The organism is Streptomyces lavendofoliae (assembly GCF_014649735.1).
GTDB lineage: Bacteria > Actinomycetota > Actinomycetes > Streptomycetales > Streptomycetaceae > Streptomyces > Streptomyces lavendofoliae.
This window is the reverse complement of record NZ_BMTP01000012.1, coordinates 16,275-41,422: the sequence shown is the minus strand read 5'-3', so window position 1 is coordinate 41,422 and position 25,148 is coordinate 16,275. Positions and strand designations below refer to the sequence as shown.

Below are 25,148 nucleotides of genomic sequence, written 5' to 3'. Positions count from 1 at the left end.
CACATCTGGCAGCAGATGTCACCCAGCGTCTTTGCTGTAAGAGCACGCAGTAACGGTCCGCCTGGCAGGCCAAAGGCGTACACTACCGGCCTTTCACTTCCGCGTCTAAATCCGGTCCGGGACGGGGTTGCCCGCCTCGGCCACCGCCTTGCGTACGGGTACCCGCGCGAGCAGGACGAATCCCAGTGCGAAGAAGATCACCAGCGAGATGATCGCATCACGGTAGCTGCCGGTCACCTGGTACGCGAGCCCGAACACCAGGGGCCCCAGCCAGCTGAGACCTCGGTCGCTCATCTCGTACGCCGCGAAGTACTCGGCCTCCTTGCCGGGCGGCACCAGGTGGGAGAAGAGCGACCGGGACAGCGCCTGGCTGCCGCCCAGGACCAGCCCGATCGCCGCGGCCAGCGCGTAGAACCACACCGGCGCCCCCGCCGGCAGGAAATATCCGGCCGCCAGGATCAGGGCCCACACGGCGAGCGAACCGAGGATCGTGCGCTGCGCTCCGTACGCGCGCGCCAGCCGCCCCATGCCCAGCGCACCGGCGACGGCCAGGACCTGGACCAGGAGCACGGCCGTGATGAGCGTCGTCTGCTCCAGGCCCAGCTCCTCGGAACCGTAGACGGACGCCTGCGAGATCACCGTCTGGACGCCGTCGTTGTAGACGAGGTACGCCAGGAGGAAGGAGAGCGTCAGCGGATGCCGCCGCATGTCGCGGAGCGTCGCCCGCAACTGCCGCCACCCCGAACCGACCGCCCCCTCGCCACCGGGCGCCACCCTCCGGTCGCGCAACCGCCGCAGCGGTACGAGGGTGAAGGCGCCCCACCACAGACCGGCCGAGGCCAGGCAGATCCGCACCGCCTCCGACTCCGAGAGCCCGAACGACGCGTGGCCCGTGTACAGCACCAGGTCCAGGACCAGCACCAGCGCGCCCGACGTGTAGCCGAACGCCCAGCCGCGCGAGGAGACGGCGTCCCGCTCCTCGGGTGCGGCGATCTGCGGCAGATAGGCGTTGTAGAGCGCCATCGACACCGTGAGCGAGGCGTTCGCGACGATGAGAAGGAGGGCGCCCAGGAGGTAGCGGTCGCCCTCCAGGAAGAACAGTCCCGCCGTGGCGGCCGCCCCCAGGTAGGCGGCCACCGCCAGCAGCGGCTTCTTGCGCCCCGTACGGTCCGCCGCCGCGCCCGCCAGGGGCATCACCAGGACCGCCAGGACCACGGAGGCGGACACGGCGTACGCGAAGACCGACCCCGCGCGCAGCGGGATTCCCAGCGGGTGGACGAAGCCGTCCGCGTCCGCGGCGGCCTTGGCGACCGACGTCAGGTACGGGCCGACGAACACCGTCAGCACGCTCGTGGAGTAGACGGAGCACGCGAAGTCGTAGAAGTACCAGCCACGTCGCTCGCGGCGGCGGTCGGACGGCTCTGCCGCACCGGCGGCCCGGTCGGCGGTCTCGGCGTCGCTCACGCCCGTCCCCCTCGTTCGTCCCCTTGGCGGGAGACGGGAGGCACGCTCAGACCCAGACCCCCCGGTCGGTCAGCACCGTGCGCAGCGTCTCCAGATGATCGGTCATGATGCCATCCACCCCGAGGTCGAGAAGCGCGGCCATCCGGCCGGGATCGTTGACCGTCCAGACGTGCACCTGGAGACCCCGCTCGTGCGCCGCCCGTACGAACCGCCGGTCCACGACCCTGACCCCGCCCTGGACCTCCGGCACCTGCGCGGCCACCGCGCCCGCGCGCAGCGCGGCCGGGATCCCGAACGACCGCAACCGCAGGCCCAGCACGCCCCGCACGCCGTAGGAGGTGGCCAGCCGGGGGCCGGCGAGGCGCTGCGCCCGGGCCACCCGGCCCTCGTCGAACGAGCCCACGCACACCCGGTCCCAGGCGCCCGCCCCGCGGACGACCGCGAGCAGCGGCTCCAGGGCGGACTCCGCCTTGACGTCCACGTTCCAGCGGGCGTCCGGGAACTCCTCCAGCAACTCCTCGAAGAGCGGCAGCGGTTCCCTGCCCGCCACGCGCGCGTGGCGCACCTCGTTCCACCGCAGGTCCCGGATCCGGCCCCGGGCGTCCGTCACCCGGTCCAGCGTCGCGTCGTGGAAGGCGACCAGCCGGCCGTCGGCGGTGGTGTGGACGTCCGTCTCGAAGTAGCGGTAACCGGCCGCCGCCGCGCGGCGGAAGGCGGTCGCCGTGTTCTCCAGCCCGTCCGCCGCACCGCCCCGGTGGGCGAAGGGTATGAGGGGAGAAGGGTGGTCCAGGTAGGGGTGGCGTACGCGAGTCACCGCCGAAGTATGGCCTGCCGGGTTGTCCCCGAGGCGACCACGGTGCTGCCGGAACGTGTTCCCGCGGGGGACGGGACGGTGAAGACGCGCAGGAAGAACTGGGCGAGCGGGCCGATCGCCAGGGCGTACAGCACCGTCCCGATCCCCAGGGAGCCGCCCAGGAGGAACCCGGTCACGACGACCGTGACCTCGATCGTCGTGCGGATCAGGCGCAGGGAACGGCCGGTGACCCGGTGCAGGCCCGTCATCAGTCCGTCGCGCGGGCCGGGGCCGAAGCGGGCGGCGATGTAGAGGCCGGTGGCCACGCCGTTGAGCACGATTCCGCCGGCCATCAGCGGGACCTGGGCGAACAGGCCGTGCACGTCGGGCACGAACCACAGGGTGCCGTCCATCGCGGCACCGATGACCAGGACGTTCGACACGGTGCCCAGGCCGGGCTTCTGCCGCAGCGGGATCCACAGGAGGAGGACGCCGGCCCCGACGACGGTCAGGACGACGCCCATGCTCAGGCCGGTCCGCTCGGCCAGCCCCTGGTGCAGCACGTTCCACGGCTCCAGGCCGAGGCCGCTGCGCACGAGCAGTGCCGAGCTGGCGCCGTACAGGGCCAGGCCGGCGTACAGCTGGAGCAGCCGGCGGACGACGTGCCGCGGCGCGCTCCCGGGACGCGGTGCGGGGTCCGATGCGGAATCCGGGCCGGGATCCGATGCGGTATCCGGCGGTGTGCTGGACGTCGTCGGCATGGGTTGTGCCCCCCGTGGTGATGGTGGTGGACTGACTCATGCCACCCTGTGGCAGGGCTTTGGACGCCAACCAGGTCCAATTCGAGGAAGGTGGACTGAATTCCATGGCTGAATGGACTTCGGCGGTGGGCCCCGCTCAGCTGGCCCGGCAACTCAACGCGCAGCAGCCCCGGCCGGCCGGCCCCGGAACCCGCAAGCCGCCCGCCTACCGGGCGCTCGCCGACGGCATCCGGCTGCTGGTGCTGGAAGGGCGCGTCCCGGTCGCCGCCCGGCTTCCCGCCGAGCGGGAACTGGCCCTCGCGCTGTCCGTCAGCCGTACCACGGTCGCCGCCGCGTACGAGGCGCTGCGCGCCGAGGGGTTCCTGGAGTCGCGGCGCGGCGCCGGGAGCTGGACGGCCGTGCCCGCCGGGAACCCGCTGCCCGCCCGGGGGCTCGAACCCCTGCCGCCGGAGTCGCTCGGCTCCATGATCGACCTCGGCTGCGCCTCCCTGCCGGCACCCGAGCCGTGGCTCACCCGTGGCTTCCAGGGCGCCCTGGAGGAGCTGCCGCCCTACGCCCACACGCACGGGGACTACCCGGCCGGCCTGCCCGCGCTGCGGCAGATGCTCGCCGACCGGTACACCGAGCGGGGCATCCCGACCATGCCCGAGCAGATCATGGTCACGACGGGCGCCATGGGCGCCATCGACGCCATCTGCCACCTCTTCGCCGGCCGCGGTGAGCGCATCGCCGTGGAATCGCCGTCGTACGCCAACATCCTCCAGCTGATGCGGGAGGCGGGCGCCCGCCTGGTGCCCGTCGCGATGTCCGAGGGGCTGGAGGGCTGGGACCTGCCGCGCTGGCGCCAGGTGCTGAGGGACGCCGCGCCCCGGCTCGCCTACGTCGTGGCGGACTTCCACAACCCCACCGGAGCGCTCGCCGACGAGGACCGGCGGCGCGCGATGGTCGACGCGTCCCGCTCGGCCGGGACGGTCCTCGTCGTCGACGAGACCATGACCGAGCTGTACCTGGAGGAGGGGCTCGACATGCCCCGGCCCGTGTGCGCCTTCGACCCGGCCGGGAGCACGGTGCTCACCGTCGGTTCGGCGAGCAAGGCCTTCTGGGCGGGCATGCGCATCGGATGGGTGCGCGCCGCGCCCGATGTGATCCGCTCCCTGGTGGCCGCGCGCGCGTACGCCGACCTCGGCACCCCCGTCCTGGAGCAGCTCGGCGTCAACTGGCTGATGCGCACCGGCGGCTGGGAGGAGGCCGTCGCGCTGCGGCGCACCCAGGCGCTGGAGAACCGGGACGCGCTGGTGACGGCGGTACGCCGGGAGCTGCCGGACTGGGAGTTCGAGGTGCCGCGCGGCGGCCTGACCCTGTGGGTGCGCACCGGAGGCCTGTCGGGCTCCCGGCTGGCCGAAGTGGGCGAACGGGTCGGTGTGCGGGTGCCCTCGGGGCCCCGCTTCGGCGTGGACGGCGCCTTCGAGGGGTACGTCAGGCTGCCGTTCACCGTCGCCGGTCCCGTCGCCGACGAGGCCGCCGTGCGGCTCGCCGCGGCGGCGAGGCTGGTGAGGGCGGGTGCGAGCGCCGGTTCCGGCGAGTCGCTGCGGACGTTCGTGGCGTGAGGCGTCCAGGCGTGAGGCGTGAGGGGGCGTGGGCGGGCCCGGCGGCCCGGCGCCCTGAGGGGGGTCAGCCGGGCACGCCCGGACCGGCCGGGGGAGCGGGGGCCGGTGCGGGCGGCGCGGGCTGTGCGGCCGGTGCCGGCGGCGCGGGGGCCTGAGCCGGGGCCGGGGGAGCCATGGGCACCGGGGCGTGGGTCGTGGCCGGGGCGGGAGCGACCGCCGCTACCGGGACCCCCACCGGCGCCGCCGGGGCCGGGTCCTGGGCCGGGGCGGGAGCCGGGGTGGGAGCGGCAGGGGGCGGAGCCTGGGGCGGGGCGGGTGCGGGTGCGGGCGGCGGCGGGGCGGGCCGGCGCTCGGGAAGCAGGTCCAGGACGGCCTGCCGGTGCGCCTCGGTGGTGGCGTCGTCGTACGGGTCGGGCGTCGCCGGGACCTGGAGCCTGAGCACCGGTCCGGTTCCGAGCCGGGCGTACCCGCGCCCGGGCGGGACGTGCGGGACCGGAGTGGTGTGCGGGGCGGCGCCCAGGACGTACCCCAGCTGCTCCGGGGCGGCGGGCCCCAGGACGACCCGGGCCCGGGTGTGGCTCAGGACCGCCTCGCTGAGCGTGTCCAGGCCGTCGAACTGTTCGGCCACCACCACCGTCACGTGGGCCGCCCGGCCGTGCCGCAGCGGGATCTGGAGCAACGTCTGCGGGTCCACCCGGCCGTCGGCCGCGGCCAGGTGGCCGAACACGCTCGGCCGGTCCACCAGGATCCACAGCGGCCGCCTCGTGTCCTCGGGTGCCGGGTAGCCGGCCTGCCGCGCCCGGTTCGCCGCGATCAGGCGCCGCTCGGTCTCGTGCGCCGCCCATTCCAGGCTCGCCAGGGCGCCGCCCAGCCCGCATTCGACCGCCAGGACCCCCGTACGCCCGGCGAGGCAGGCGTACTCGCCGGTCCCACTGCCCTCGACGACGAGGACGTCGCCGTGCTGGAGGGCCTGGAGGGCCAGCGACCGCAGCAGGGTCGTCGTGCCGGTGCCGGGCTGCCCCACGACGAGCAGGTGCGGTTCGGTGGAGCGCGGACCGGTACGCCACACCACGGGAGGGGCGTACCGGGTGTCGTCGCCGTCCCGTACGGGAATGGTCCGCTGGACCGCCTCGGGGTCCGTGAAGCCCAGCACGGTCTCGCCCGGCACGGTGACGAAGCGCTGGGCGGCCACCGACGTGGACAGCGCCGGAAGCACCCGCATGAGGAGCTGGTTTCCCTCTTCGTCCCAGTCGAAGAGGTACTCGCGGCCCCGCCCGGACTTGGCGTGCAGCAGTTGCTCGATCCTCGCCCGGGACGCGGCCTCGCCGTCGGTGAAGTACGCCGGGTAGGTGACGCGCAGCCGGGACGGCCGCCCGTCGCCGTCGAAGGCGAAGTCGCTGAACGCCTTGGACCAGTCACCGCCGTGGGCGAACAGCGGACTCGGGTCCTCGGGCACGGAGAAGTACGGCACCAGCGCCTCGTACAGCGCCCGGAGCCGCTCGGTCTCGGCCTCGTCCGGCCCGGTCCTGACGACCGGGCGCTCGCGCCCCTGCCACGCCGCCGCGCCCATCAACGAGACCAGGGCCAGCAGGGGCCCGTACGGGACGAGCGCGACGGCCAGCACGCAGGCCGCGACCACGAACAGCGCGGGACCGCGCCGGTCCTTGGGGGTCGCGGCCCACTTGGCGCGTACGGCTCCGCCCAGCTTCCGCAGGCCCCGGCTGATCGTGATCAGCGGATGGAGGACGTCCGTGGCGCCGTCGGCGGCCGTTCGTGCGATCTCCCGGCCGCGGGCGATCCGGGCAGTGGCGCTGCTCGGAAGGCTCGCGATGCCCGGGAGGTTCGGGATGCGCGGAAGGGGGCGCCGGGCCACGTCGTACTCCTGATCCTGAAGTCGTGGAAGGGCCGCTGCGGGTCAGAACTTGATCCCGCCAAGCAGGCTGGCCAGGCTCGCGCCGCCCGCCGTGATGCTGGGTGCGATCGCGGTGCCCGCGAGGTAGAAGCCGAAGAGTGCGCAGACGAGGGCGTGGGAGGCCTTGAGCCCGTCCTTCTTGAAGAAGAGGAAGACGATGATGCCGAGCAGAACCACGCCTGAGATGGACAGGATCATGAGGGGATCTCCTGGGTGAGGGGACAGTCACCTTCAGTCCTTCCAGCCTCACAGGAAGTATCTATGTGATTAAAGATGCAAATGGGTGAATTTATGCGCTTTTCACTTCACTGGCGGACGGGCGCGGCACGTGGCACGCGCCCGCGTGCCGCGGCCCATCCTTCGCCACCGGCGGGCCGGGGTATGTGAGCAGGCGGGCAGTACCCTGTCGATTCACTCGTACGGCGCTCCCGCCGTGCGGACCGGCACTGCCGGGTCCATGCAGGTCAAGCGGCCCCCGGGCCGCGCGCGCCCATGGTGGTCATGGTGCGTCAACGAGAGGGAAGGCGGTACGTCCGATGAGTGAAACCCCGGACCCCGAGGTGATCGAGCTGGCGTCCAAGGTCTTCGATCTGGCACGGCAGGGTGACGCCGAGGCGCTCGCCGCCTACGTGGACGCGGGCGTGCCCGCGAACCTCACGAACGACAAGGGCGACTCCCTGGTGATGCTCGCGGCCTACCACGGCCAGGAGGAGGCGGTGGCGGCCCTGCTGGAGCGCGGCGCCGACCCCAACCGCATCAACGACCGGGGCCAGACGCCGATCGCGGGCGCCGTCTTCAAGGGCGAGGACGGCATCGTCCGTGCCCTCCTGGCGGCGGGCGCCGATCCGGAAGCCGGCACTCCGTCCGCCGTGGATACCGCCAGGATGTTTGGGAAGGCGCACCTCCTGGAGCTGTTCGGCTCCCGGTGAACGGGCGCTGAACCCCAGGTGAGAGCGGTGCCGTAAATGTGGTCGCGGTGGCGAAATGGCTGGGTCATCATGGCGTCGGGCCCGTACGGGGCCACCGACGAGAGGCAGAGGAAGATGGTCATCACCGAGCGGAAGACGACGGGCGGCTCCACATGTTGCTGCGCGGCCTAGGTAATCACCGCTCCCGGGTCACCCCGGGGTCCCCGGTCTCCTCCGGGTGCGTCGACAGCTTGATGTGAGGCATTTTCCATGTTCGATCCAGTCATAGCGCCGAGCGGCACCCTGCTCGGCCTGCTGCAGAGGGGTCGCGGCGACGGCACGCTGCACGCGCTGGCCGCGCCACGGGCGGAAGCCCTCGCGGCCCTCAACCACTGTGTCCTCAACGACCCCCGCCAGGACTGGCAGGTCGAGAACCGCTCCCTCTACTACGCACGCCTCTACCTGGATCTGCACGGCGGGCTCGGGGAGATCGAGGCCCACCTCTTCGGCGTCGAGGACCACCTCGACGGCGAGGAGTCCCGGACCGGTCTCGCCCTCGCCGTACTCGGCCACCTCGCCGCGTACGGCCGCGAGGACGCCCTCGCGCTGCTGCGGCGGTACGCCGCCACCGGGACCAACTGGTCCTGGGCCCTCGACGAGCTGGCCCTGCGCGACGACGACTCCGGACTGCGGAGCCTCGCCGCCCCCGTCCTCGCCAGGTTCCCCGCCACCCCGGAGGGCGAGGCCGAGCTGGCCGCCGCCGTACGGGACGCCTTCGAGCCCCGCCCCTGGCGGTTGTGGGCCGACGACCGGCGCGAGACGATCGGCGCCCGCGTGCGCGCCGCCAGGGAACAGGGCTCCTTCGACCGCTGGCAGCGCCAGATGCGCCCCACCGGGCCCCGGCCCGGCTGGAGCGTCCGGGCCGTCTTCGAGTGGGCACAGGAGGGCCTGGAGCGCGGCTCCGCCCTCCACGTACCGGCCGCCCGCTGCCTCACCGCCGTCGCCGGCCCCGACGACCGCCCGCTGATCGTCGAGGCGGCCAGTGGAGGCCCGGACGGCGCACGCTGCGCCGCCCTGCACTACCTCGCCGAAGCGCGCGACCCCGTCGTGCTCGACCTCATCGAGACCGCGGCGGCCGGTGACTCCCGGGTCGTCGCGGAAGCCGCCGTCGCCGCCTTCGAGCGCATGTGCGGCGACGAGGCCGTCGACCGGGCGCGCGGCTGGGTGCACCGGCCGGACCCGCTGGGCGCCTCCGCGGCGGGCGTGCTCGCCTGCCGGGGCGACGCCCGCGACGCCACGCTCGTCCTCGGGGCGCTGCGCGAGGCGGTACGGTCCGACGGCCCCGACGCGCAGTCGCTCTACGCGCTCGTCGACGGCACGGGCAGGCTCGGTGTGGCCTGCGCCGCGCCCGTACTGCGCCACATCTACCGCGAGACCGCGTCGTCCCAGCTGCGGGGCCGCGCCGCGCGCGCCCTCGCCGCCACGGACCCCTCCTTCCCGACCGGCTTCGCCGTCGAGTGCCTGTGGGACTGCGAGGAGACCACCAGGGAGGTCGCCGCCCTGCACGCCGAGACCGGTGACGTACGCGTGGCCGAGCGGTTGCGCCGCCTCGCCGCCGACCCGGCGGAGGAGGACGAGGTGCAGACCGCGGTACGGAGCAGGATCGGCCCGGACCTGCCCAAGGTCTGACGCCACGCGGGAGGGGCTTCTCGCGGGCGGGGAGGGCGCCCCGGTCGCCGATCCGGCCCCGGCGCGCCCGCCCCGGGGAGCCCGCGCCGGCGTTCTGTCCCATCGTCCCCGGGCCCGTACGGGGCTTCCTTGCCACAATGGGGGAGTGACCGGGCGCTGGGAGTTCTGGATCGACCGCGGCGGTACCTTCACCGACGTCGTGGCCCGGAGACCCGACGGCCACCTGGTCACCCGCAAGCTGCTCTCCCACGATCCGGCGCGCTACCGCGACGCCGCCGTGGCGGGCATCCGGCTCCTCCTCGGGCTCACGCCGGGCGAGCCGGTACCGGCGGACCGGATCGCGTCGGTCAGGATGGGCACCACGGTCGCCACCAACGCCCTCCTGGAGCGGCGCGGCGAGCCGACCGTCCTGCTCATCACCGAGGGGTTCCGCGACGCGCTGCGCATCGCCTACCAGAACCGGCCGCGGATCTTCGACCGGCGCATCCTCCTGCCGGAAGCGCTCCACGACCGGGTCATCGAGGTACCCGAGCGCGTCGACGCCCACGGGAGGGTCGTCCGGCCGCTCGACGCGGCCCTCGTGGGGGAGCGGCTGAAGGCGGCCCACGACGACGGCCTGCGGAGTGCCGCGGTCGTCCTCATGCACGGCTACCGCCACCCCGACCACGAGCTGCGCGTCGCCGAGGCCGCCCGTACGGCCGGTTTCCCGCAGGTCAGCTGCTCGCACGAGGTCAGTCCGCTGATCAGGCTGGTGCCGCGCGGCGACACCACGGTCGTGGACGCGTACCTCTCGCCGATCCTGCGGCGGTACGTCGACGAGGTGGCGGACGAACTCGCGGGGGTGCGGCTGCTGTTCATGCAGTCCAGCGGCGGGCTGCGGGAGGCCGCCCACTTCCGCGGCAAGGACGCCGTCCTGTCCGGCCCGGCGGGAGGCGTCGTGGGGATGGCGCGCACGTCCGAGCGGGCGGGCTACTCCCGGGTGATCGGGTTCGACATGGGCGGCACGTCCACCGACGTCTCGCACTACGCGGGCGAGTTCGAACGGGAGCTGGGCACACAGGTGGCGGGCGTACGGATGCGCGCGCCCATGATGAGCATTCACACCGTCGCGGCGGGCGGCGGGTCGGTCCTCCACTTCGACGGCCGGCGCTTCCGGGTCGGCCCCGACTCGGCCGGCGCCGACCCGGGGCCCGCCTGCTACCGGCGCGGCGGCCCGCTGACGGTGACCGACGCCAACGTGATGCTCGGCCGCGTGCAGCCGGAGCACTTCCCCGCCGTCTTCGGGCCGGACGGGGACCAGCCCCTCGACGCCGAGGTGGTGCGCGCCCGCTTCACCGGCCTCGCCGAGGACGTGCGGCGCGAGACCGGGACGGCAACCGCACCGGAGGAGGTCGCCGCCGGATTCCTCGAGATCGCCGTGCTGAACATGGCCAACGCCGTGAAGAAGATCTCCGTGCAGCGCGGTCACGACATCACCCGGTACGCGTTGACCAGCTTCGGCGGGGCCGGCGGCCAGCACGCGTGCGCCGTCGCCGACGCCCTCGGCGCCGGCACGGTCCTGGTGCCGCCGCTGGCCGGTGTGCTCTCCGCGTACGGCATCGGGCTGGCCGACTCCACGGCCATGCGCCAGCAGTCCGTCGAGGCGGAGCTCGACGCCGCTGGCCACGCGCGCGTGGAAGACCTCTGCGCGGGGCTCGCCGAGCGCACCGGGGACGAGCTGCGCGCCGACGGCCTGCCCGACAGCGCGATCACCACCCACGCGCGCGTGCTGCTCCGCTACGCGGGAACCGACGCGAGCCTGCCCGTACCCCTCGATTCGGCCGAGGCCATGGCCGAGGCGTTCACGAAGGCGCACCGGGCGCGGTACGCCTTCACCATGGACAAGCCCCTGGTGGTGGAGGCCGTGTCGGTCGAAGCGGTGGGCCGGGCCGAAACCCACCATCCCCTCGCCGCCGGACAGCCGCCCCGGGCCGGACCGCCGCGGGCGCACGCCACGGTGAGGATGTTCGTGGACGGCGAGTGGCGGGACACCCCGCTGTACCGCAGGGAGGACCTGCGCCCCGCCGACACGGTGCCGGGGCCGGCCGTCGTCGCCGAGCCGGACGCCACCACCGTCGTCGACGACGGATGGCGGGCCGCCGTGACCGACACCGGCCACCTCCGCCTGACGCGGGCCCGGCCCCGGCCGGGCCGCGGCGCCGTCGGTACGGACGTCGACCCGGTCCTCCTGGAGGTGTTCAACAGCCTCTTCATGGCGATCGCCGAACAGATGGGCGTACGGCTGGAGAACACGGCCCACTCGGTCAACATCAAGGAACGCCTCGACTTCTCCTGCGCCCTCTTCGACGCGGAGGGCAACCTGATCGCCAACGCGCCCCACATCCCGGTCCACCTCGGCTCCATGGGGGAGTCCATCAAGGAGGTGCTGCGGCGCAACAAGGGCACCCTGCGCCCCGGAGACGTGTACGCGATCAACGACCCGTACCACGGCGGCACCCACCTGCCCGACGTGACGGTCGTGACGCCGGTCTTCGGTCCCCTGGGCGACCTGCGCTTCCTCGTCGCCTCGCGCGGCCACCACGCCGAGATCGGCGGCATCACCCCCGGCTCCATGCCGGCCTTCAGCCGCAGCATCCACGAGGAAGGCGTCCTCTTCGACAACTGGTTGCTCGTACGGGACGGACGGCTGCGCGAGGACGAGACGAGGAAGCTCCTCACCGAGGCCCCCTATCCGTCCCGGGACCCCGACACCAACCTCGCCGACCTGCGCGCCCAGATCGCCGCCAACGAGAAGGGCATCGACGAACTGCGCCGCATGGTGGACCGGTTCGGCCTCGACGCGGTCCACGCGTACATGCGACACGTCCGGGACAACGCCGAGGAGTCCGTGCGCCGCATCGTCGCCACGCTCCACGACGGCTCCTACCGGTACGAGACCGACGGCGGCGCCGTCATCCGGGTGGCCGTCCGCGTCGACCGCGAGCGCCGGGCCGCCGTCCTCGACTTCGCCGGGACGTCACCGCAGCAGCCGGGGAACACCAACGCCCCCACGTCCGTCGTCACGGCCGCCGTGCTGTACGTCTTCCGGACCCTGGTGGACGACGACATCCCCCTGAACAGCGGCTGCCTGGAACCCCTCGACATCCGCGTGCCGGACGGTTCGATGCTCTCGCCCGCCCACCCGGCGGCGACCGTCGCGGGCAACGTGGAGACCTCGCAGGCCGTCACCGGGGCCCTGTACGCCGCGCTGGGCGTCCAGGCGGAGGGCTCCGGCACCATGAACAACGTGACCTTCGGCAACGACCGCGTGCAGTACTACGAGACGCTGGCCAGCGGCTCGGGCGCCGGGGACGGCTTCGACGGCGCCGACGCCGTACAGACCCACATGACCAACTCGCGCCTCACCGACCCCGAGGTCCTGGAGTGGCGCCTGCCGGTGCGGGTGGACTCCTTCGAGGTGCGCCGAGGCAGCGGCGGGCGCGGCCGGTGGCGGGGCGGCGACGGGGTGGTGCGGCGCATCCGGTTCCTGGAGCCGATGACGGTGGCCCTCCTCACCGGGCACCGGAGGGTCCCGCCGTACGGCATGGCGGGCGGCGCTCCCGGGGGGCTCGGCGAGAACGCGGTGCGGCGCGCCGACGGCACCGTACGGCGGCTGGAGGGGGTCGACGTGGTGGACGTGGCACCCGGGGACGTCCTGGTGGTCGCGACCCCGGGCGGTGGCGGTTACGGGCCCGCTGGTCACGACCAGGCGGGGGCGGCCGGGCTCGGCCCGCCCGGCCGCGCGGGGCGCCCTACCGGACCGGGATGAACCGCACGGGCGTGCCGGGCACGGACTGGGCGGCCGCCGCCAGGTCCCGTTCCCGGACCACGGCCACCACCGGGTAGCCGCCCGTCGTCGGGTGGTCCGCGAGGAACACCACCGGACGCCCGTCCGGCGGGACCTGGACCGCTCCGAGGACCATGCCCTCGCTGGGCAGCTCGCCGGCCACGGCACGCTCCAGGGGCGGTCCCTCGGTGCGCAGCCCTATGCGGTTGCTCGCCGGGGACACCCGGTACGCGCGCGTGGCGAAGTCCCGCAGCGACGCGTCCGTGAACCAGTCGTCGCGCGGGCCGGGCCGCACGCGCAGCACCAGCTCCTCGGGCGCCGCCGGCCAGGGCACGACGTCGCACCCGGGCGCGTCAGGGCCCTGCGGCCCGAGCGGGAGGACGGCACCGGCGGCCAGGGGCGCGGGGCCGAGCCCCGAGAGCAGGTCCGTCGAGCGGCTGCCGAGCACCGGCTCGGCCGCGACGCCCCCGCCGAACGCCACGTACGAGCGCAGGCCCCGCACGGCGGCCCCCACCTCCAGCACGGCGCCCGCGGGGACGCGCAGGGGGGCGCCCCACGCCACCGGCCGGCCGTCCACCGTGACGGCGCACGGCGCGCCGCCGACCGCGACGGTCACCGCGCAGCGCGGCCGCACCGCGCAGCCGTCGACGGTGGTCTCCAGCACCGCCGCGTCCGCCCCGTTGCCGACCAGCCGGTTGACCAGGGCGCTCGCGTACGGGTCGAGCGCGCCCGAGCGCGGTACTCCCAGGTGCGCGTGGCCGCGGCGCCCCCGGTCCTGCACGGTGGTCAGCGCCCCGGCCCGTACGACGGCGAAGGCCCGGTCGGTCATCGGCCCCCCACCCGCACCGGGACGAACCGCACGCGCGTGCCCGGCGCGAGGAGCGCCGCCGGCTCCCGCGCCGGGTCCCACAGGACCGCGTCCGTCGTGCCGATGAGCTGCCAGCCGCCCGGCGACGCACGCGGGTACACGCCCGTGTAGCGGCCCGCCACCGCCACGGAGCCCGCCGGCACGGCCGTGCGCGGGGTGGCCCGCCGGGGGACCTCGTACGCCGCCGGCAACCCGGTCAGGTAGCCGAACCCGGGTGCGAACCCGCAGAACGCCACCCGGAACGCGGTCGCCGAGTGGATGCGCGCCACCTCCCGGGGCGTCACGCCCCACAGGTCCGCGACATCGGGGAGGTCCGGCCCGTCGTACCGGACCGGGATGTCGACGGCCGGCTCCACGCGCGCGTGGGACGGCTCGACCTCCCACCCGGCGATGAGGGCGGCGAGCCGCGCCGGTTCCGCCACCCCGTCCAGCAGCACCGTCCGCGCCGCCGGAACGATCTCGGTCACGGCGGGCAGCGTGCCGGCCGCCCGGCGGCGCAGCAACTCGGAGTGGAAGGCCTCGGTCTCCTCCCCGCTGCCGAGTTCGACGAGCAGGGCGTGCTCGCCGACCGCGACGGTCCTCATACGAACGCCTCCACCCGGACACCGGAGGCCTCCAGCTGTGTGCGGACCCGGCGGGCCATTCCCACCGCGCCGGGCGTGTCGCCGTGCAGGCACAACGACCGGGCGCGGACGGGCACCGAGCGCCCGCACCGGGAGGTGACCACGCCGAACCGCGCCATGGACACCGACCGCTCGACGACGGCCGCCTGGTCGGTGATGACGGCACCCTCCTCGCCGCGCGGCACGAGGGTGCCCCCGGCGGTGTACGCGCGGTCGGCGAACGCCTCGGTGACCACCGGGAGGCCGGCCTTCTCGGCCACCTCGTGCAGCCGGGAGCCGGGCAGCCCCAGCAGGGGAAGCCGCTCACCGGTGAGCAGCACGCCGTCGACCACGGCCTGCGCCTGGCCCTCGTCGTGCACCACGCGGTTGTACAGCGCCCCGTGCGGCTTCACGTACGACACCCGCGCGCCCGCGGCCCTGGCGAACACCTCCAGGGCGCCGATCTGATAGGCCACTTCGGCGGCCAGCTCGTCGTACGGCACGTCCATGGAGCGCCGCCCGAAGCCGGCCAGGTCACGGTAGGAGACCTGGGCGCCGATCCGCACCCCGCGCCCGGCCGCCAGTTCGCAGACGCGGCGCATGGTGACGGCGTCCCCGGCGTGGAATCCGCAGGCCACGTTGGCGCTGGTGACGACCGACAGGAGCTGTTCGTCGTCGGTCAGCCGCCAGCGCCCGAAACCCTCTCCGAGGTCGGCGTTGAGGTCGATCGAGGCCCAGGTCATGGTGGTGTCTCCCTACTGCTGCGTCAGGTGAGCTCGCGGCCGCGCGTCTCCGGCAGGCCGAGCAGGGCCAGTACGGCGATGCCGTAGCCGACCGCGCCGAACACCAGGGCACCGCCCACGCCCCAGCTGTCGGCGAGGAAGCCGACGAGGGCGGGGAAGAAGGCCCCCACCGCGCGGCCGGTGTTGTACGTGAACCCCTGCCCGGTGCCGCGTACCGCCGTCGGGTACAGCTCGGCGAGGAACGACCCGAAACCGCTGAAGATGGCCGACATGCAGAACCCGAGGGGGAAGCCCAGGACGAGCACGAGACCGTTCGCCCCGGAAGGGATGTTGGTGTACGCGAGGATGCACGCCGCCGAGAGGACGGCGAAGAGGACGATGTTGCGCTTGCGGCCGAGCCGGTCGGTGAGGTAGCCACCCGTCAGGTACCCGATGAAGGCTCCGGATATCAGGAACGTCAGATAGCCGCCCGTTCCGACGACGGTCAGCCCGCGATCGCTCTTGAGGTACGTCGGCACCCAGGTGGCGAGTGTGTAGTAGCCGCCCTGGACTCCGGTGGACAGCAGCACGGCGAACATCGTCGTGCGCAGCAGGTCCGGCCGGAAGATGGCGCTGAAGGAGCCGCGTCCGGCGCTCGACTCGCGTACGGCGACGGCGTGCGGCGCGTCCTCGACGTTCCGGCGTACCCAGATCACCAGCAGGGCCGGCAGGGCGCCCGTCCAGAACATCACGCGCCACGCGGTGTCCGGGCTGAGGAAGTGGAACACCAGCGTGTAGACGATGACGGCGAGGGCCCAGCCCGCCGCCCAGGCGCTCTGCACGCCGCCCAGGGTGCGGCCGCGGTGCTGGGCGGAGGCGTACTCGGCGACCAGGATCGCGCCGACCGCCCACTCGCCGCCGAACCCGAGGCCCTGGAGGGCGCGGAAGACCAGCAGCGTCTCGTAGGTGGGTGCGAAGCCGCACAGGACGGTGAAGAGCGCGTAGGTGAGCACCGTGATCATCAGTGCCTTCACCCGGCCGATCCGGTCGGCGAGGATGCCCGCGAGGACGCCGCCGACGGCCGACACGACGAGCGTGACGGTGGTGAGCAGGCCGGTCCGGCCGCTGCTCAGGCCGAAGTACGCGGAGATCGCCACCATGCTCAGCGGCAGCGTGAAGAAGTCGTAGGAGTCCAGGGCGTAGCCGCCGAACGCGCCACCGAAGGCGCGCCGGCCGCGCGGCCCGAGGGCGCGCAGCCAGGCGAACGCGCCGTGGTCGGCGGGCAGTTCGTCCTTGGAGAGCCGAGAGGTCCGGGTCGTACTCATCTGCACCTCGCAGAGGGGGAGGCGGGCCTGAGCGGTGGGGGGGTGGAGCGGGTCGGTCCAGTGCCCTCACGGTAGGGATTGTTGAACGATCCGACAAGAGGTTCGTCCTCTCGTTCCCGGCTTCCTCGTTCCTTCTACGATGAGCGAGCGCGGCGGAAGCCGCGGACGGACCCGGGACGGGTGCGACACGGGCCCGGAACGGGCGCGGCACGGACGAGACGAGGGCGCAGTGGGGAAGACGGGCTCCGGAAGCGGCGGGCTGGCGGACGACCGGGCGCTGCTCGGGCGCACGAGCACCGCCGAGCGGGTCGCGGACATCCTGCGCACCCGGATCGCCGAGGGGTTCTTCCCGCCCGGGACGCGCCTGTCGGAGGACAGCATCGGCAGCGCGCTGGGGGTCTCCCGCAACACCCTGCGCGAGGCGTTCCGGCTGCTCACCCACGAACGGCTGCTGGTCCACGTACTCAACCGGGGGGTGTTCGTGCGCGTCCTCGCCGTCGGGGACGTCATCGACATCTACCGCACGCGTCGGCTCGTCGAGCGCGCCGTCGTGCACGACCTGGGAAAGCCGCCCTTCCGTCTCGACGGCCTGGTCCGGGCCGTCGCCCAGGGCGAGCGCGACGCGCGCGAGGGCGACTGGAGGGGCGTCTCCACCGCCAACATCCACTTCCACCGGGAACTGGTCGCCCTCGCGGGCAGCGACCGCATGGACGAACTGATGCGCGGTGTCCTCGCCGAACTCCGGCTCGTCTTCCACCTGGTGGACGACCCGCGCGCGCTGCACGAGCCGTATCTCATCCGGAACCGGGAGATTCTGGACGCGTTGCGCGCGGGGGAGCGGGCCGAGGCCGAGCGGCTGCTCGTGGAGTACCTGGACGACTCCCGCGATCAGTTGATCCGTGTTTACACCGGTTCGTCGGGGAACGACCCGGTGACGGCCGCCGGCTGACCGCACCGCCACCCACCGCCGCGCACCGGCCGGAGGGCGGGAGCGGGCGGGGGGCCATCTGCGCCGTTTCGACCGTTGTCAGTGCGAGGACCTAATCTGTGCAGCGTGACTTCGCCTGCCTCGACGGAACTCGTTCCGCCCCAGCTCAGCGCGGGGCCGCGGCCCGCACAGGGCCCGGCCGCCGACGAAGGGCTCGCGCGGCGGCTGCGCGCGCTCGCGTGCACCGCGCCCCTGCACGACCTGGACGCGCGCAAGGCGAACCTGGCGGGGGAGTACTCGACGTACGCCATGGCGGAGATCGCCCTCGCCGCGATCGACCTCGTCACGCTCAACATGGACTTCGACACCGGCGCCGACCACGAGCAGATCGTCGCCCGCCTGCTGCCCCGCGTCGCGGCCCAGGCCCCGCGGCGGCCCGCCGCGGAACACGAGCGCGTGGCCCGCTGGGTCCTGGAGAACCTGATCAACGTCGGCAGTGTCGACCGCGGCTTCCGCGCCGTCTACGGCACGTTCGGCACCGACGGCGTCTACGTCCGCCGTGACTACGACTTCAAGCTCATCGAGGAAGTCCCCGGCTACGGCGGCGCCGTCTACCTCCGTACGACCGACGAAGCGGTCAACGTCCTCGTCGGCGCCCTCGACACCGATGTCACCAGCGCGCAGATCGCGGCCGAGGTGAAGCTCGAGGTGCTGATCAGCCGCGGCCGGCTCGCCGACGCCCAGCTCGCCGCCGAGCAGGCGCGGTACCGCACCGTGCAGTACGCGGAGACACTCCGCAAGACCCTGGAGGCCACCCGGCGCAACGTCCGGGCCGTCGACTGGCTCAGCGCCGTACCCGACATGATCGACGAGGCACTCGACCACGTCGCCGACCGGTACCGCCACGAGAACGCCATCCTCACCAACATCCGCAAGGCGCGGGACGAGGCCGAGGACCAGGAGCACAAGCGCCGCGCCGCCGAACTCGTCGACATCGTCAAGGACTGCATCCGCCGCCACACCCAGCTGCAGTCCCGGCTCCTGGAGGCCGGGCCGCTGTTCCGGGCGGAACAGGACCGGCAGGCCTTCGGCCGGCCCGCCGCCCGTACCGGCCTCGACCTGTACGGCCAGCTGGTCGCCCCCGTCCTGCCGATGCCGGTCGAGCGGGCGCTCAAGGTCACCGACGCGTACTTCACCCACGGCACGGGTCTGCGCGCCCCCGGCTCGGTCCGGATGGGGGACCTGGTCGAGCTGCTGCTGACCCCACCGGTGGAGCGGGAACACCTGGGCGCCGAGATGCCGGAACCGGACCTGATCGCCACACCCGACGACAGCCGGTTCAGCGAGGCGCAGCTGGCGGCGGCCATGGAGCTGCTCGACCTCGAGCACGACGCGCCGCGCCGCCTGTCCGGGCTGCTCGCCGAGGCCCGCCGACGCGACCCCGAACTGCCCTACCTGGTGGCGCTGCTGGCCATCCACGCGGCGAGCCCCCCGGTCGGCACGGCCTACCGGCAGGGCGAGCAGCGGCTGCTGTTCGCCGTGGACGACGGGGCGGAGCTGGACGACCCCGAGTTCGGCGGGGCCGACCTGATCGTCGGCACCGCCCTGCTGGACACGGCGGGCATGGCCGCCGGGCGCTCGGACGCGACATGACCGCCATCGCCGCCGCCGGCGTCCGCGCGGCCCGCCCCGCCCCGTCCGGCCGCAGTGCGCGCGCCGTGCGCGACACCGCTCCCGGGCGCCGTTCGGTCCGGCCGGTGCCGACCGGACCGGCCCCCACCGGTTCCGTTCCGGCCCGGCCCGCCCAGGCCCGAGCCTTTCCGATCCGGCCCGTCTCCACCTGGTCCGTCCCGGCCCGGCCTCTCCGCACACGTTCCGTCCCGATCCGGCAGGTCCGCACGCGATCCGTCCCGGCCCCGCCCGTCCCCACCCGATCCACCCGTACCGAGGAGCCCCAGCCGTGAGCGACCACCACGCCGAGCACGCCGACGCGTGGAGCGAGCCGGACGCCCCCCAGCCGGCCCACGCCACCGCGTCCGGCACCGCCACGCCCGCCGGCGGCAGCGCCGTCACGCCCGCCGACGCGGCCGACGCCGCCCGCCTGGTCTCCTTCGGGCTCCAGCCCAAGCTGCTCCCCGCCCGCGACGCCGAGTACGCCGACCTGCTCCGCCGCTATCGCGAGGAGTCCGCCTTCGCGCGGCTCGCCGACGCCGTCGCCACCGGCCTGGGCCTCATCGTCCTGGAGGTGTCCCCGCGCGCCGGGATGGCCGTCACCGCCGCCGAGGACTCCGTCTTCGCCGTCCGCATGGGCGACTACGCCCGCCGCGCCTCCACCGACTCCGGCGACCGCTTCCTGCACGGGCTGGCCCACCTCGCCGTCGCCGCCATGGCGTTCCCGCGCCCCGAGGACCTCGCCGACGACGGGTACATCGGCCGCATCACCGTCAACGGCGTCGACGCCTTCGTCCGCCAGGCGTGCCGCCGGCTGGAGGAGCGCGCCGAGGAGCAGGGCGAGAACACCGACCCCGCCACCGACGCCCCCGGTCTGGAGGCCGCCTGGCGCGTCTACGCGCGGCGCAGTGCAACCGGCGCCACCAAGGACGCCCGCAGGCTCGCCGGTTCCACCACCGGCATCATCGGCAAGGCCGTCGCCTTCCTCACCGAATCCGGGTTCCTCCAGCGCACCGGCGACGAGGGCGGCGGCTCCTACCGCACCACCGCCCGCTACCAGCTCCAGGTCCGCGACATGGCGGGCAGCGCCGCCCTGTCCGAACTCCTGGAGCTCGGCGTCGTCCCGGTCAGCGACGGCTCGGCGACCCTCCTGCCGCCGCCCGAGGGCGACGACCTCGAGCTGGCCGCCGACGCCGGCCTGCCCTTCCACGCCTGACACGCCCGCCACGCCGAACCGCCCGCCACGCCACGCCTCGCACGCGCAACACGACAGCACACGACTGAGAGTCCGCCGACATGTACGAGTTGTCCCGGGTCCGCCTCTACTCCATCGGGCCGGCCGGTGCGCGCTACGCCGACACCGTGCTGGACCTGCGCGGAGTGGGCGCGCCCGTGCCCGACCCCGCCCCCATGCAGGCGGAGTTCTTCCAGGAGGAGCCGGTCGGTCCGCCGCGCCGCCCCGCGCCCGCGGGCGTGCTCTTCCTGGAGAACGGCGGCGGCAAGTCCGTCCTGCTGAAGCTGATCTTCTCGGTGATGCTGCCGGGCCACCGCAACACCCTCGGCGGCGCGAGCTCCGGCGTGCTGCGCAAGTTCCTGCTCGCCGACGACTGCGGCCACGTGGCCCTGGAGTGGCAGCACACCCTCACCGGCGAACTGGTCGTCGTCGGCAAGGTCAGTGAGTGGCGCGGCCGGCAGGTCTCCAACGACCCGCGCAAGTTCGCCGAGGCCTGGTACTCCTTCCGCCCCGGACCCGGCCTCGGCCTCGACTCCCTCCCGGTCGCCGAGGCCACCTCGGTGCGTCCGCCCGCCGAGGGCGTCTCCGGTGCCCAGGGCCGCCGCCGCACCATGAAGGGCTTCCGTGACGCGCTCACGGACGCGGGCAAGGCGTACCCGCACCTGGAGGTGTACTGGGAGGAGATCCACGACCGCTGGAACGAGCACCTCGGCGACCTCGGCCTGGACCCCGAACTGTTCCGCTACCAGCGGGAGATGAACGCCGACGAGGGGGAGGCGGCCGGCCTCTTCGCGGTCAAGAAGGACTCCGACTTCACCGACCTGCTGCTGCGCGCGGTCACCGACACCCGTGACACGGACGGCCTGGCCGACCTGGTCAGCGGCTTCGGCAACAAGCTCGGCCGCCGCGCCGAACTCACCGCCGAGCGGGACTTCACCGCCGGCTCGGTCGACCTCCTCGGCCGCATCGTCGAAGCGGCCGAAACCCGCGCGCGTGCCCGTGACGTGCACGCGGGAGCCGAGCGCCGCACCCGCACGCTCGCCGGCCGGCTCTCCGCCCGTGCCGGTGCGGAACGGGGCCGCGCCGCCGCACTCGCCCAGCAGGTCACCGACGCCGCCCACACGGTCACCGAGGCCGAGCGGTCCCGGGCCCGCGCCTCCCTGATCGCCGCCGAACTGGCCTACCGCCACGCCTCCCTGGCCCTCACCGCCGCCGAGAAGGGCGCCGCGGCCCAGCGCCGCGAACTGACCGACGCCCGCACGCTCCACGCCGCCTGGCAGGCCGCCGAAGCGGTCCTGAGGCACCGCGCCGCCGCCGACCGCTCCGCGCGCGTGGCCGCCGCCATCCGCGAGGCCGAGCGGGACGCCGCCCCGGCGCTCGCCGCCCGCGCCAAGGCCGCCGCCGACCTCGTACGCGCCCTGCACGCCGCCGCCGAGAAGGGCGAGCGGCACGCCAATGAGGAGGAGGAGCGTTCGGCCGCCCTCCAGGAAGCGGGCGAGACCGCCCACCGCGACGCCACCGCCGCCGCCACCGAGGCCCAGCGCGCCCGCAGCGAGGCCGGCCACCTCCGGCAGCGCCTCGCCGAGGTGGAGCAGGAGACCGCCGAAGCCGTACGGGCCGGATGGCTCGACGACACCGCCCCGGACGCCGACCCCGCCCGCGCCGCGCTCGCCGCCAGCGACGCCGAGAAGACCACCGTCGCCGCCTGGGACACGGCCCGTGACGCCGCCCGCGCCGCGGCCGACCGCGCCCGCGAGGCCGCCGCCTCGGAGTCCCGCGCCGAACTGGCCGCCGCGCGCGCCGCGGACGCCGCCCGGGCCGCGGAGAACGCCTACCGGGCCGAGCACCGCGCCGCCGAGTCCATCGCGGCCGAGGAACGCCTCGCCGAGCTGCTGAGCCTGCCCTCCACCAACGGGCCCTCCACCGCGGAACCCTCCGCCACCGGGCCGGGAGCCGCGGCCGGGCCGGTGGTTCCCGGGCCCCGCCAGGGCACCGACACCGGCACCGGCTCCGCGCCGGCCCCCTCACGTACCGGCTCCGGCCCCCTCACGGTGGAGGAGTTCGACCGGTACGCCGACGACCTGCGCGACCTCCTCGACCAGGGCATCGCCTCCGCCGAGCGCAAACTCTTCGAGCTGCGCACCGCCGCGGCCGACGACTCCCGCATCCTCGGCGCCCTCGGTGACGGCGGCCTGCTGCCGCCCGGCCCCGACGTCCTCGCCACCGTCGAGTACCTCGGCGAGCAGGGCATCCCCGCCCTCCCCGGCTGGCGCTATCTCGCGCAGGCGGTCGACCCCGCCGACCACGCCGCCGTGCTGGCCGCCCGGCCGGAGCTGGTCGACGGTGTAGTGATCACCGACCCCGTCTCGTACGCCCGGGCCCGCGAGGCCCTGGCCGGCGCCGCCCTGCTGCCCCGCTCGGCCGTGGCCGTGGGCACCGCCGCCGCGCTCCTCGCACCCGTACCGGCTCCGGCCGGCACGGACACGGACACCGACGTCTTCCTCGTCCCGCCGAACCCGGCCATGCACGACGAGAACGCCGCCGACGAGGAACGCCAGGCACTGCGCGCCCGCGCCGCCGCCCGCGACGAGGAGATCCGCGCCCTCGCCGCGCGCCTCACCGGCGACCGCTCGCTGGCCGCCCGCATCGGCTCGTGGCGCGCCGACTGCCCGCCCGGCATGCTCACCGAACTCGCGGAAGCCGCCGGCGCCGCGCGTGTGGCCGCCGAAGCCGCCGAGGCGGCACTCGCCGAGGCCCGCACCGCGCGGGCGGAGGCCGACGAGGCCGCCGCCGACACCGCCCGCGTACGCGACGAGCGGCAGGAGGCCGCGCAGCGGGCCCGCCGGGTCGCCGACGCCCTCGCCGGCCTCGCGTACCGGCTGCGCGAACGGGCCGGCTGGCAGACCCGGCTCCGGGAACTGGCCGACGAGGCCGCCGAGTACGAGGCCCGCGCCCAGACCTGCCTGGAGCGGGCCCGCGCCGCCGACGAGGACCGCCGCGCGGCCCAGCGCGCCGCCGACGACGCCCACCGCACCGCCCGCGCCCTGCGGGCCGAACGCGCCGAGATCGCCGGCGCCCCGGAGCACCTCCCGGAAGAGGACGCCGACGCTCCCCGGGTACCGCTGGCGGCCCTCCGCGAGGCGTACCGCGCGGCCTCCCAGCTGTACGAGAAGGTCGGCGTCGGTGCCGACCTGCGCGCCGAACAGGCCCGTGCCGAGAGCGACGAGAGCGCCGCCCTCGCCGAGCTGGACCGCCTCACCAACAAGGTCCGCACCCGGGCCGCCCAGCTGCTGGAGAGCCCGGACGGCGCCGACGGCCCGTCGCGCCTGGCCGCCGCCGCCCGTGCCGAGGCACTGGTCCAGATGCTCGAGACCCGGGCGTCGGAGGCCAGCGAGAAGCTCGGCCGGCTGCGCGGCGAGGCCGAGCGCCTGGCCCCCGCCGATGGCGAGGCGCACACCGTGCTGCCCGAGGACCTGGTGCCCACCGACGCCGACCACGCCCAGTCCCTCCTCCGTACCGCCACGACCGAACTGGCCGTCCGCACCGACGCGCTGGAGACCGCCCGCGCCACCCACGCCCGGCTCCTCCAGGCCCACCGGGCCGCCGAGGACGCCGCGAGCGGGTTCGACGAGACGGCCGCCCTGCTGCGCGACCTGCTCCGGGAGCAGGCCGACGAGGACCAGGAGAGCCCCGAGCCGTACCCGGACGGCCTGGAGGAGGCACGCCGGTCCGCCGCCGAGGCCCGGCGCTCCCTGCGCGGCTGCGCCGCCGACCTGTCGGCGGCCGACGCCGCCGTGCGCGAGACCTGCGACGTCCTCGTCCGGCACGCCAACTCCACCCGCTACGAACAGGTCCGCACCCCCGCCCGGCAGCAGATCCGGGAACTGCCGGCCTCGGCCCTGCCCGAGCACGCCGCCAAGTGGGCCGATGCCTTCGCGCCCCGCCTGCGGGTCCTCACCGACGAGCTGGCCCAGCTGGAGCGCAACCGCGACTCGATCGTCGACCGGCTGCGCGGGCTCGTGGAGTCCGCGCTCGCCACGCTCCGTTCGGCGCAGCGGCTGTCCCGGCTCCCCGAGGGCCTCGGCGAGTGGTCCGGACAGGAGTTCCTCCGGATCCGGTTCGAGGAGCCCGACCAGGCGACGCTGGTCGAGCGGCTCGGCGAGGTGATCGACGAGGCCACCCGGGCGGCCGTCAAGAAGAACTCCGACATGCGCCGGGACGGCATGTCCCTGCTGCTGCACGGTGTCCAGGCCGCCCTGGAGCCCAAGGGCGTGGCGGTGGAGATCCTCAAGCCCGACGCGGTGCTGCGGGCCGAGCGGGTTCCGGTCGGGCAGATGGGCGACGTCTTCTCCGGCGGCCAGCTGCTCACCGCCGCCATCGCCCTGTACTGCACGATGGCCGCCCTGCGGAGCAACGACCGGGGCCGCGACAAGCACCGGCACGCCGGCACGCTGTTCCTCGACAACCCGATCGGCCGCGCCAACGCCACGTACCTGCTGGAGCTGCAGCGCGCGGTGTCCGACGCGCTCGGCGTCCAGCTGCTCTACACCACGGGCCTGTTCGACACGACCGCTCTCGCCGAGTTCCCCTTGGTCATCCGCCTGCGCAACGACGCGGACCTCCGGGCGGGCCTGAAGTACATCAGCGTGGAGGAGCACCTGCGCCCCGGCCTGCCGCAGCCGGCCGCCGAGGGGGAGACGGCCGTGCACGGGGAGATCACCGCCACCCGCATGTTCAAGCACGGCCCGGCCCCGGAACCGGCGATGAGCGACTGACCCGCAGCGGAACCGGCCCGCGCCGAACCGGTACCGGACCGGCCCGCACCGGCCGGGCGCGTG

The 25,148-nt window shown here is 74.6% G+C and carries 17 protein-coding genes; 8 read left to right on the top strand and 9 right to left on the bottom strand.

Annotation, left to right across the window (positions count from 1 at the left end):
• Positions 1-105: 105 nt before the first annotated feature.
• Genes IE109_RS21905 through yczE form a run of 3 tightly spaced genes read right to left on the bottom strand, consistent with a single transcriptional unit; the run spans position 106 to position 3,018 of the window.
• Positions 106-1,464 (bottom strand): MFS transporter, encoded by a 1,359-nt coding sequence (locus IE109_RS21905; RefSeq protein ID WP_189552732.1) that lies wholly within the window; start codon positions 1,462-1,464, stop codon positions 106-108.
• A 46-nt stretch (positions 1,465-1,510) separates the two neighbouring features.
• On the bottom strand, positions 1,511-2,278 hold the full coding sequence (locus tag IE109_RS21900; protein ID WP_189552731.1) for a glycerophosphodiester phosphodiesterase family protein: 768 nt from the start codon (positions 2,276-2,278) through the stop codon (positions 1,511-1,513).
• On the bottom strand, positions 2,275-3,018 hold the full coding sequence (gene yczE, locus IE109_RS21895) for a membrane protein YczE (protein WP_229891421.1): 744 nt from the start codon (positions 3,016-3,018) through the stop codon (positions 2,275-2,277). Before yczE ends, IE109_RS21900 begins: the two co-directional genes overlap by 4 nt.
• A 104-nt stretch (positions 3,019-3,122) precedes the next feature.
• Between yczE and IE109_RS21890 the strand changes: the two genes are divergently transcribed.
• Positions 3,123-4,625: an SCO1417 family PLP biosynthesis transcription factor gene (locus tag IE109_RS21890; protein ID WP_189552730.1), complete on the top strand. Its 1,503-nt coding sequence runs from the start codon at positions 3,123-3,125 to the stop codon at positions 4,623-4,625.
• A gap of 64 nt (positions 4,626-4,689) precedes the next feature.
• On the opposite strand, the gene IE109_RS21885 is transcribed toward IE109_RS21890, so the two are convergent.
• Positions 4,690-6,498 (bottom strand): ATP-binding protein, encoded by a 1,809-nt coding sequence (locus tag IE109_RS21885; protein WP_373297750.1) that lies wholly within the window; start codon positions 6,496-6,498, stop codon positions 4,690-4,692.
• A gap of 42 nt (positions 6,499-6,540) precedes the next feature.
• On the bottom strand, positions 6,541-6,735 hold the full coding sequence (locus tag IE109_RS21880) for a hypothetical protein (RefSeq protein WP_017949565.1): 195 nt from the start codon (positions 6,733-6,735) through the stop codon (positions 6,541-6,543).
• Between the two features lie 338 nt (positions 6,736-7,073).
• Here IE109_RS21880 and IE109_RS21875 point away from each other — a divergent pair, with 338 nt between their 5' ends.
• The 3 genes from IE109_RS21875 to IE109_RS21865 all read left to right on the top strand — a co-directional run bounded on the left by IE109_RS21875 (position 7,074) and on the right by IE109_RS21865 (position 12,942).
• Positions 7,074-7,466 (top strand): ankyrin repeat domain-containing protein, encoded by a 393-nt coding sequence (locus IE109_RS21875; RefSeq protein WP_189552729.1) that lies wholly within the window; start codon positions 7,074-7,076, stop codon positions 7,464-7,466.
• Between the two features lie 249 nt (positions 7,467-7,715).
• Positions 7,716-9,134, top strand: coding sequence for a HEAT repeat domain-containing protein (locus IE109_RS21870; protein WP_189552728.1), 1,419 nt, complete (start codon positions 7,716-7,718; stop codon positions 9,132-9,134).
• A 145-nt stretch (positions 9,135-9,279) separates the two neighbouring features.
• On the top strand, positions 9,280-12,942 hold the full coding sequence (locus tag IE109_RS21865; RefSeq protein WP_189552727.1) for a hydantoinase B/oxoprolinase family protein: 3,663 nt from the start codon (positions 9,280-9,282) through the stop codon (positions 12,940-12,942).
• Here the strand turns inward: IE109_RS21865 and IE109_RS21860 are convergent.
• From IE109_RS21860 to IE109_RS21845, 4 genes are read right to left on the bottom strand one after another with little or no spacing between them, the layout of a single operon-like run.
• Entirely contained in the window at positions 12,926-13,789 is an 864-nt protein-coding gene (locus tag IE109_RS21860) for a 5-oxoprolinase subunit C family protein (protein ID WP_189552726.1), read from the bottom strand. The genes IE109_RS21865 and IE109_RS21860 overlap by 17 nt on opposite strands.
• Entirely contained in the window at positions 13,786-14,412 is a 627-nt protein-coding gene (locus IE109_RS21855; RefSeq protein ID WP_189552725.1) for a 5-oxoprolinase subunit B family protein, read from the bottom strand. Before IE109_RS21855 ends, IE109_RS21860 begins: the two co-directional genes overlap by 4 nt.
• Positions 14,409-15,173 (bottom strand): LamB/YcsF family protein, encoded by a 765-nt coding sequence (locus IE109_RS21850; protein ID WP_189552724.1) that lies wholly within the window; start codon positions 15,171-15,173, stop codon positions 14,409-14,411. The genes IE109_RS21855 and IE109_RS21850 overlap by 4 nt, the downstream gene beginning before the upstream one ends.
• Positions 15,174-15,196: 23 nt before the next feature.
• Entirely contained in the window at positions 15,197-16,477 is a 1,281-nt protein-coding gene (locus IE109_RS21845) for an MFS transporter (protein ID WP_189552723.1), read from the bottom strand.
• Positions 16,478-16,706: 229 nt separating this feature from the next.
• On the opposite strand from IE109_RS21845, the gene IE109_RS21840 reads away from it, so the two are divergent.
• The 4 genes from IE109_RS21840 (at position 16,707) to IE109_RS21825 (ending at position 25,085) form a co-directional block, all read left to right on the top strand.
• On the top strand, positions 16,707-17,426 hold the full coding sequence (locus IE109_RS21840; RefSeq protein WP_229891419.1) for a GntR family transcriptional regulator: 720 nt from the start codon (positions 16,707-16,709) through the stop codon (positions 17,424-17,426).
• A 105-nt stretch (positions 17,427-17,531) separates the two neighbouring features.
• Positions 17,532-19,058 carry a hypothetical protein gene (locus IE109_RS21835; RefSeq protein ID WP_189552721.1) on the top strand — a complete coding sequence of 509 codons (1,527 nt, stop codon included), beginning with the start codon at positions 17,532-17,534 and terminating at the stop codon, positions 19,056-19,058.
• Between the two features lie 307 nt (positions 19,059-19,365).
• A complete protein-coding gene (locus tag IE109_RS21830; RefSeq protein ID WP_189552720.1) occupies positions 19,366-20,292 on the top strand; it encodes a hypothetical protein in 927 nt (308 codons plus the stop codon).
• Between the two features lie 80 nt (positions 20,293-20,372).
• On the top strand, positions 20,373-25,085 hold the full coding sequence (locus tag IE109_RS21825; protein WP_189552719.1) for a coiled-coil domain-containing protein: 4,713 nt from the start codon (positions 20,373-20,375) through the stop codon (positions 25,083-25,085).
• Positions 25,086-25,148 lie beyond the last annotated feature (63 nt).